Here is an 8,306-nt window from a genome sequence, read left to right as displayed (position 1 = left end):
GCCCATGCCCGCCCGAAGGTGGTCGCGCTACTCTGCGCGGCGCTGCTCGCCGGCATGGTGGTGAGCGCCCTGGTCTTCGGTCTGCTGCTGGCCGATTTCTCGCCGCTCCGGCTGATCAAGGTGATCCAGGGCGCGGCGGTCGTCACCATCGTGCTCAACGGCATCGCCCTGTGGAAGCAGGAAGCCCGCGACCCGAACCGGACGGACAAGTCCGCGCCGCGCGCGAGCTTCGCGGAGTCCTGGCGCGGTTATGCCGGTGACGGCACAGCACGCCGCCGCCTCGTGGCGATCGGCCTCGGCACGGCCGGCTTCTCGATGCAGGACATCCTGCTCGAACCCTATGGCGGCCAGATCCTCCGCCTGTCGGTCGGCCAGACCACGGCGCTGACCGCGATGCTGGCGGCCGGCGGCGGCATCGGCCTGATGATCGCGGCGCGCTGGCTCAACCGCGGCGGCGACGCCTTTCGCGTGGCGGCGGCCGGCAGCGTCATCGGCATCGCGGCCTTCTCCGCGGTGATCTTCGCAGCGCCCCTCGATTCGGCGCAGCTGTTCGCCGCCGGCGTCACCCTGATCGGCCTCGGCGGCGGCCTCTTTGCTCACGGGACGCTCACCGCCTCGATGGCCAAGGCCGGCCCGGAGGATACCGGCCTCGCCCTCGGCGCCTGGGGCGCGGTGCAGGCGACGGCCGCCGGCCTCGCCATCGCGGCGAGCGGCATCCTGCGCGACCTCGGCGCGGCGGTAGCCCAGTCCGGCGTGCTCGGCGAGGGCATGAACGAGCCGGCGATCGGCTACCTCATCGTCTACCACATCGAGATCGCCTTCCTGTTCGCGACGCTGATCGCGATCGGGCCGCTGGTTCGCGCAGAAACCGGCGCGAGTACCCGGACGGCACGCCCCGACGAGGGACGCGCGCGCCTGCTCACACCCAAGACCCTCGTCAACCACCCCAGCTGAACCTTCGGGAGAACGACCATGCTGCCGAGAGGCGAAATCACCGGATACATCGACGTCGCGCAGGTCACCCTGTACGCGTTCTGGATCTTCTTCGCGGGGCTGGTGTTCTGGCTGCGCCGCGAGGACCGCCGCGAGGGCTATCCCCTCGAGGCCGAAGCCTTCGGCCGCCTCAAGAGTCCGGATCCGGTGCTGATCCCGCGGCCAAAAGCCTTCCTCCTCTCGAACGGCATCACGAAATACGCGCCGGCGCCCGACCCGACCTACGATACCGACGTGGCGAGCCGGAAGCGCGAGCCCTGGCCGGGCGCCCCCTACGATCCCACCGGCAACCCGCTCACCGACCGCGTCGGCCCCGGCTCCTGGGCGAACCGCGACGACGAGCACGACCACACCTTCGACGGCCAGAAGCGGATCGTGCCCCTGCGCGTCGCCGACCATTTCGTGGTCCACGAGGACGGCCCGAACCCCATCGGCATGACCGTGTTCGGCGCAGACCGGCAGGTCGCCGGCACCGTCAGCGATCTCTGGATCGACCGCGGCGAATCCATGGTGCGCTACTACGAGGTCGAGCTCGGCGTCGGCGGCAAGCGCGTGCTGATGCCGGCGACCTTCTGCACCACCGGCAGCATCACCCGGACGGTGAAGTCCGAGGCGCTGCTCGCCGCGCAGTTCGCCGGCATCCCGACGACTGCCGACCCCGACTCGGTGACCCTGCAGGAAGAGGAGCGTATCGTCTCCTACTTCGGCGCCGGCACCCTCTACGCCACCCCGTACCGCGCGGAGCCGCTGCTGTGATGAAGAAGCCGGAGCCTTTCTCCCCCCGCGGCCTGCCCGAGCCGCTTCCCCCCGGCGAGCGCATCCTCTGGCAGGGTGCCCCCACCGTCACCGGCGCGTTTTCGCGGATCTTCCACGCCCGCCTCGTGACGGCGTGGTTCGCGCTGGCCGCCCTCGTCTTCGGCGGGCTGGCCGCCTCGGACGGCTCCTACGCCTCGGCGCTGGCCATGGCGGTGCCGACGCTGGCGATCGGCGCGGGCGCGCTGGCGCTGCTCCTGCTCTTCTCGTGGCTCGTCCACCGCACGACCGTCTACACCATCACCGACCGCCGCGTGGTGATGCGGGTCGGCATCGCTCTGCCGATCACGCTGAACCTGCCCTACGCCATGACGGAGGGCGCGGGCCTGCGCGGCTTCTCCGACGGCAGCGGCGACCTGCCCGTTCAGATGAAGGCCGGCGAGCGCGTCGCCTACCTCCACCTCTGGCCCCACGCCCGGCCCTGGCACGTCACCCAGCCCGAGCCGATGCTGCGCTCGATTCCGGAGGCGGAAAAGGTCGCAGCCCTGCTGGCGCGGGCACTCTCGGCCTATGCCGGGCAGGCCGATGCGGCTATGCCTGTGATCAAGACGCGGCAACGCGCAACCGATCGTCAGGGTGCGCTCGTCGCGGCCGGCGCTCGCTAGGCGATGTTAGGGGAGGCGGTCATGTCGGAGACTGCGCGAAAGGGCTCGCTGCCGCTGGCAGCGATGATCGGCGCCGGAGCCCTGATGGGGTTCACGATGCTCGCCGTCGGGATCGGCCGCAGCGAGAGCGTCGGCCTCACCCAGCTGCCCGCCGCCGAAGTCGTCTCCAGCGTCGCCTTCCGCGTGGCGGACGTGGCCGACGGCTCAATCGCCATGCGCGACGCCACCGACGACCGGCTGCTGCTGACGATCCATCCCGGCGAGGACAACTTCATGCGCGCGACGATGCGCGGGCTCGCCCAGGCGCGCCAGCGCGCCGGGCTTGGCCGCGAGGCGCCGTTCACGCTGACCCGCTACGACAACGGCACGCTGTCGCTGGACGACGACGCCACCGGCCGCAAGGTTCCGCTGGAGGCGTTCGGCCAGCCGAATGCGCTCGCCTTCGCCCGCCTGCTGCCCGGCGACACCGGGACGCCCCGATGAGCTGGATCGGCAAGACCGTCGTCGAGGTGCCTTGCACCGTGGAGATCGAGCACACGCCCGAGAGCCTCCACGCGCACGTCACCCTGGATGCCGGCTTCGAGATCGAGCCCGGCGACGAGGTTCAGGTGCACGACGCGCCGAGCCTGCCGCCCTTCGGCGAGCGCATCGTCGTGAAGCGCCAGGCCACCGTCACCCGGGCCGGCGCACTGGAGCGGGCCTGGACCAAGCTGATCGCGCATCTGGAGCTCACCGAGCTCTACGAAGTAAGTTTTTCCGAGCGGAGGACGCTATGAACGCCAACGTTCAGCCCCCGAATACCGGCCCCGTGCCGAGATACCCGGTCAACGAGTCGACCAAGTCGGCCCAGGAGACCACCTTCCTCTCCCCGCGCTTCTACACCACCGACTTCGTCGAGCTCGACAAGACGAACGTCGAGCCGGTGCGGCGCGAGTGGGACATCCTCATCGAGGAGCTGCGCGCCGACCCGAACAAGCGCCACTTCACCCGCGACGGCGCCTTCGACTGCGACCTGAACGCGATGGAGCCGGCGCTCCGCAAGGAGTTCCTGGATTTCCTCGTCTCGTCGATCACGGCCGAGTTCTCGGGCTGCGTGCTCTACGCCGAGATGCGCAAGCGCGCGAAGAACAAGGATATCAAAGAGCTGTTCGGCTTCATGAGTCGGGACGAGGCGCGGCATGCCGGCTTCATCAACGACACGCTGAAGGATTTCGGCATCGGCGTGGACCTGGGTTTTCTCACCAAGTCCAAGAAATACACCTTCTTCCGCCCGAAGTTCATCTTCTACGCGACCTACCTCTCCGAGAAGATCGGCTACGCCCGCTACATCACCATCTTCCGTGAGCTCGAACGGCATCCCGAGCGGCGCATCCACCCGATCTTCAAGTGGTTCGAACTCTGGTGCAACGACGAGTTCCGCCACGGCGAGGCTTTCGCCCTGCTGATGCGCGCGAACCCGAAGCTCACTCAGGGCGTGAACCGCTACTGGATCCGCTTCTTCCTGCTCGCGGTCTACGCGACGATGTATGTGCGGGACCATTGCCGCCCGGCCTTCCACAAGGCGCTCGGCGTCACGCCGACGGATTACGACTTCACCGTGTTTCGGATCACCTCCGAAATCTCGAAGCAGACCTTCCCGATCACGCTCGACATCGACAATCCGAAGTTCAAGCAGGGCCTCGACAAGCTCCTTGCCTGCTCGACCAAGATCGCCGAGGCGAAGGCCGAGGGTGGGGTCGCGGGCAAGCTCAAGCATGCTGGCCAGACCGTCATCGCCGCCGCCACCTTCGTGCGCCTGTATTTCCTTCCGGTGAAGGATCACCAGATGCCGGCCGACATCCGTCTCCAGCCGGTGTGGTAGGGCGCTTATGTCGGCCTACGCCACGCCTGCACTCTACGCGGTGCTGCTCTGGTGGTTCTCCACCGGGGTGATCCTGCTCTTGGATCACCTCCCGCGAAAGACCCACAAGTGGAGTATGGCCGGCGGGACGCTGGTGCTGTTCGCGGCCCTGTGGGCGATCGGCTCCACCGCATCGGACGCCACCGAGACCGGCGTCTACACCGCCTTCACGGCGGCGGTGCTGGTCTGGGGCTGGCAGGAGATGAGCTACTACATGGGCTTCGTCTCCGGCCCGCGGCCGGTGGCCTGCCCGCCGCACCTGCGCGGCGTCGACAAGTTCTTCGCGGCGCTGGCCACCAGCCTCTGGCACGAATTCGCGATCGTGCTCGGCGGCCTCGCCATCCTGGTGCTGACCTGGGGCCAACCCAACCACTTCGCGCTCTGCACCTACGCCACGCTGGTGCTGATGAACGCCTCGGCCCGGCTCAACATGTTTTTGGGCGTGCGCAACCTCAACGCCGAGTTCCTGCCGGCGCATCTGGGCTATCTCGCCGGCTTCCTCACCAAGAAGCCGATGAACCTGCTGTTTCCGTTCTCGGTGAGCCTCGGCACCATCGCGGTTGCGCTCATGGGTCGCGCGCTGTTGGCCGAGGGGATCGCCACCTATGAGGTGGTCGGCTTCACCCTGCTGGCGAGCCTGACGGCGCTGGCGGTGCTGGAACACTGGTTCCTGATGCTGCCGCTGCCCTCGGCCGCGCTCTGGCAATGGAGCCTGCCGGGCAACCGGGTCGCGCCCGCCGCGATCGAGACCAAGGACAGTGCGGCAGCCCCGCGCGACTGATCGAAACGAACACCGTGCGGGGAAAAACACCCGCGGTTTGGGAGGACGGCCATGGACTACGAAGCGTTCTTCGGTGCCGAGATCGCCGGACTCCATCGGGAGGGCCGCTATCGCGTCTTCACCGACCTCGAGCGTCATCGCGGCGGCTTTCCGCGCGCGACGCACCACACGGGGCAGGGGGAGCGCGAGGTCACCGTCTGGTGCTCGAACGACTATCTCGGCATGGGCCAGCACCCCAAGGTGATCGACGCCATGCACGCGGCGCTCGACCGCTGCGGCGCGGGCGCGGGCGGCACCCGCAACATCTCCGGCACCAACCATTATCACGTGCTCCTGGAGCGCGAGCTCGCCGACCTCCACGACAAGGAGGCCGCGCTGATCTTCACCTCCGGCTACGTCTCGAACTGGGCGGCGCTGGGCACGCTGGGCGCCAAGCTCCCCAACTGCGTGATCTTCTCGGATTCCGAGAACCACGCCTCGATGATCGAGGGCATCCGCTCCTCCCGCGCCGAGCGCCAGATTTTTCGCCATAACGATCCGGAAGACCTCGACCGCAAGCTCGCGCTGATCGAGCCGGGCCGCGCCAAGCTGGTAGCCTTCGAGTCGGTCTACTCGATGGATGGCGACATCGCGCCGATCGACGAGATCTGCGACGTCGCCGAAAAACACGGCGCGCTGACCTATCTCGACGAGGTCCACGCGGTCGGCCTCTACGGCGCGCGCGGCGGCGGCATCTCCGAGCGCATGGGCCTCGCCCACCGCCTCGACGTGATCGAGGGCACCCTCGGCAAGGCCTTCGCGGTTCACGGCGGCTACATCACCGCGAGCGAAAAGCTCTGCGACTTCGTGCGCAGCTTCGCCTCCGGCTTCATCTTCACGACCTCGCTGCCCCCGGCCGTCGCCGCCGGCGCCGCCGCCAGCATCCGCCACCTGAAAGGGTCCAGCGCCGAGCGCGCCCGCCACCAGGAGCGCGTCGCCCGCGTCCGCAAGGCGCTGGATGCGGCCAACATCCCCTACCTGCCCAACGCCTCGCACATCGTGCCGGTGATGGTCTGCGACCCCGTGCTCTGCAAGGCGATCTCCGACACCCTGCTCGACGAGTTCGGCATCTACGTGCAGCCGATCAACTACCCGACCGTGCCGCGCGGGACGGAGCGTTTGCGGATCACGCCGGGGCCGCTGCACACGGATGCGGATATCGACCATCTCGTGGGGGCGCTGAGCACGATCTGGCAGCGGATCGGGTTGCGGCAGGAAGCGGCGGAGTGAGGCTCCAAACCCTCCCCCCTCTGCGGGGGAGGGTGCCCGCGGAGCGGGCGGGAGAGGGGCCGGCTCCGAACTCTCCGGGACCGGCGCTCCCCTCTCCCGACCCCTGCTGACGCAGGGGCCACCCTCTCCCGCAGAGGGGAGAGGATTTCGCGCGCATCATCCGATAGCCGCGCGTCATTGCGAGCGAAGCGAAGCAATCCAGGGCCATTGCTCCGCCGGCATGGATATGGCCCTGGATTGCTTCGGCTCCGCCTCGCAATGACGGAGAAGCGTCTGAACCGAGTTAGGTCCGCGTGCCCACCTTCCCCTTCACCGCCATCGTCGCCCAGGACGAGATGAAGCTAGCCCTGCTGATCGCGGCGGTGGATCCGTCCGTCGGCGGGGTTCTGGTCTTCGGGGATCGCGGCACCGGCAAGTCGACGGCGATCCGGGCGCTCGCGGCTTTGCTGCCGAGCATGAAGGCCGTGCCCGGCTGTCCCTATGCCTGCGATCCGGCGAGCCCTCCGCAAGCCTGCCCGCATTGCGCAAAAAATCCGCGCCCGAAGAAGAACGTGCAGGTGCCGGTGCCGGTGGTCGACCTGCCGCTCGGGGCGACCGAGGATCGCGTCGTCGGCGCGCTCGATCTGGAGCGGGCGCTGAGCCTCGGCGAGAAGGCGTTCGAGCCGGGCCTGCTGGCCAAGGCCAACCGCGGCTTTCTCTACATCGACGAGGTCAACCTGCTGGAGGACCACCTCGTGGACCTGCTCCTCGACGTGGCGGCCTCCGGCGTCAACACCGTCGAGCGCGAGGGCCTGAGCCTGCGCCATCCGGCCAAATTCGTCCTCGTCGGCTCCGGCAACCCGGAGGAGGGCGAGCTGCGCCCGCAACTCCTGGACCGCTTCGGTCTCGCCTGCGAAGTCGCGACGCCCACCGAGATCAAGACCCGCATCGACGTCGTGCGCCGCCGCGACGCCTACGAGCGCGACCCGGACGCCTTCTGCGCCGCCCACGCCAAATCCGAGAAGGCGCTGCAGAAGAAGCTCACGAGCGCGCGCGAGCTCCTGCCGAGCGTGGACGTGCCCGACGCCGCCCTGGAAAGCGCGGCGCGCCTCTGCCTGGCGCTCGGCACCGACGGCCTGCGCGGCGAACTCACCTTGATGCGCACCGCCCGCGCGCTCGCCGCCTTCGAGGGCGCCAGCACGGTCACCGACGAGCACCTCAAGCGCATCGCGCCCTCTGCGCTCCGCCACCGCCTGCGCCGCAACCCGCTGGACGAATCCGGCTCGACCGCGCGGGTGACGCGGGCGGTGGCCGAGGTTTTTCCAGGATGATGCGCGGGCATCGCCTCCCTCCCCCTTGTGGGGAGGGATACAGGGTGGGGGTGGTGCAGCCTGGTCCGGTCGAGGCAAGCGGAACCACCCCCACCTCCAACTCCTCCCCACAGGGGGGAGGAGAGCCGCGGGCGCTTGCGCTGAAATCTGCGGCAAGGCGGCAGCCGAAGGTGAGGGGGACCCGCCGGACGAGCCTCCTATGGCAACGCCCCCTCATCCTCGCTTCGGCTGCGGCTCGGCCCTCTCCTAAACCGAAGTCGGGCCTGCGCGACTTCGGCAGAAAGTGCAGATATCGGGCAAGCCCGAGATCTTTGCGGAGAGAGGGAGCCTGCCGGCGTGCCTCCGGTGTCTGACCCCTCTCCCCTCTGGACCGACGCCCTCCGCGTCGCCGCGCTCCTCGCGGCAGAACCGTACAGCTGCGGCGGCATCGTGGTGCGCGCCGGGGCAGGGCCGGTCCGCGATCGGTGGCTGGCGACACTGCAGGCCGGCCTCCCGCAAAACGCCCCGATCCGCCGCATGCCCACCGGCATCGCCGACGACCGCCTGCTCGGCGGGCTCGACCTCGCCGCGACGCTCCGCGCCGGCTCGGCCCGACTCCGCGGGTCACCGAGGAGACCTGGAGCTTCACCCTTCGC

At 69.1% G+C, this 8,306-nt stretch carries 9 protein-coding genes and 1 pseudogene; all 10 read left to right on the top strand.

Translation table 11 applies throughout. From position 1 onward, the window contains the following. Positions 1 to 954, top strand: a 954-nt coding sequence (locus tag FV217_RS21295) for an MFS transporter (RefSeq protein WP_147820471.1), incomplete at its 5' end; no start/stop codon positions are given. A gap of 21 nt (positions 955 to 975) precedes the next feature. Next, the gene (gene puhA, locus FV217_RS21290; protein WP_147820473.1) at positions 976 to 1,749 is read left to right on the top strand and encodes a photosynthetic reaction center subunit H; all 774 of its coding nucleotides are present in this window, start codon (positions 976 to 978) and stop codon (positions 1,747 to 1,749) included. Continuing rightward, positions 1,749 to 2,411, top strand: coding sequence for a photosynthetic complex putative assembly protein PuhB (puhB, locus tag FV217_RS21285; protein WP_147820470.1), 663 nt, complete (start codon positions 1,749 to 1,751; stop codon positions 2,409 to 2,411). Before puhA ends, puhB begins: the two co-directional genes overlap by 1 nt. 21 nt (positions 2,412 to 2,432) lie before the next feature. Further along, positions 2,433 to 2,894, top strand: a complete 462-nt coding sequence (gene puhC / locus FV217_RS21280; protein ID WP_187272661.1) for a photosynthetic complex assembly protein PuhC — start codon at positions 2,433 to 2,435, stop codon at positions 2,892 to 2,894. Continuing rightward, a complete protein-coding gene (locus tag FV217_RS21275) occupies positions 2,891 to 3,187 on the top strand; it encodes a hypothetical protein (protein WP_147820466.1) in 297 nt (98 codons plus the stop codon). Before puhC ends, FV217_RS21275 begins: the two co-directional genes overlap by 4 nt. Next, the gene (acsF, locus tag FV217_RS21270; protein ID WP_147820464.1) at positions 3,184 to 4,272 is read left to right on the top strand and encodes a magnesium-protoporphyrin IX monomethyl ester (oxidative) cyclase; all 1,089 of its coding nucleotides are present in this window, start codon (positions 3,184 to 3,186) and stop codon (positions 4,270 to 4,272) included. The genes FV217_RS21275 and acsF overlap by 4 nt, the downstream gene beginning before the upstream one ends. Positions 4,273 to 4,279: 7 nt before the next feature. Beyond that, positions 4,280 to 5,092 (top strand): putative photosynthetic complex assembly protein PuhE, encoded by an 813-nt coding sequence (puhE, locus tag FV217_RS21265; RefSeq protein ID WP_147820462.1) that lies wholly within the window; start codon positions 4,280 to 4,282, stop codon positions 5,090 to 5,092. Between the two features lie 51 nt (positions 5,093 to 5,143). Beyond that, the gene (gene hemA, locus FV217_RS21260; protein ID WP_147820460.1) at positions 5,144 to 6,361 is read left to right on the top strand and encodes a 5-aminolevulinate synthase; all 1,218 of its coding nucleotides are present in this window, start codon (positions 5,144 to 5,146) and stop codon (positions 6,359 to 6,361) included. Positions 6,362 to 6,654: 293 nt separating this feature from the next. Continuing rightward, the gene (gene bchI / locus FV217_RS21250; RefSeq protein WP_147820458.1) at positions 6,655 to 7,671 is read left to right on the top strand and encodes a magnesium chelatase ATPase subunit I; all 1,017 of its coding nucleotides are present in this window, start codon (positions 6,655 to 6,657) and stop codon (positions 7,669 to 7,671) included. A 345-nt stretch (positions 7,672 to 8,016) separates the two neighbouring features. Beyond that, a pseudogene (locus FV217_RS21245) lies at positions 8,017 to 8,306 on the top strand (hypothetical protein); the annotation flags it as partial.

The sequence above is a fragment of the Methylobacterium sp. WL9 genome (assembly GCF_008040035.1).
Taxonomy (GTDB): domain Bacteria; phylum Pseudomonadota; class Alphaproteobacteria; order Rhizobiales; family Beijerinckiaceae; genus Methylobacterium; species Methylobacterium thuringiense.
This window is presented reverse-complemented; position numbering and strand designations above follow the sequence as displayed.

Bases quoted from the DNA above. Each gene is read 5' to 3' on its own strand.
- puhC (WP_187272661.1), top strand. From the start codon at position 2,433: ATGTCGGAGACTGCGCGAAAGGGCTCGCTGCCGCTGGCAGCGATGATC.
- hemA (WP_147820460.1), top strand. From the start codon at position 5,144: ATGGACTACGAAGCGTTCTTCGGTGCCGAGATCGCCGGACTCCATCGG.
- FV217_RS21275 (WP_147820466.1), top strand. From the start codon at position 2,891: ATGAGCTGGATCGGCAAGACCGTCGTCGAGGTGCCTTGCACCGTGGAG.
- puhB (WP_147820470.1), top strand. From the start codon at position 1,749: ATGAAGAAGCCGGAGCCTTTCTCCCCCCGCGGCCTGCCCGAGCCGCTT.
- acsF (WP_147820464.1), top strand. From the start codon at position 3,184: ATGAACGCCAACGTTCAGCCCCCGAATACCGGCCCCGTGCCGAGATAC.
- puhE (WP_147820462.1), top strand. From the start codon at position 4,280: ATGTCGGCCTACGCCACGCCTGCACTCTACGCGGTGCTGCTCTGGTGG.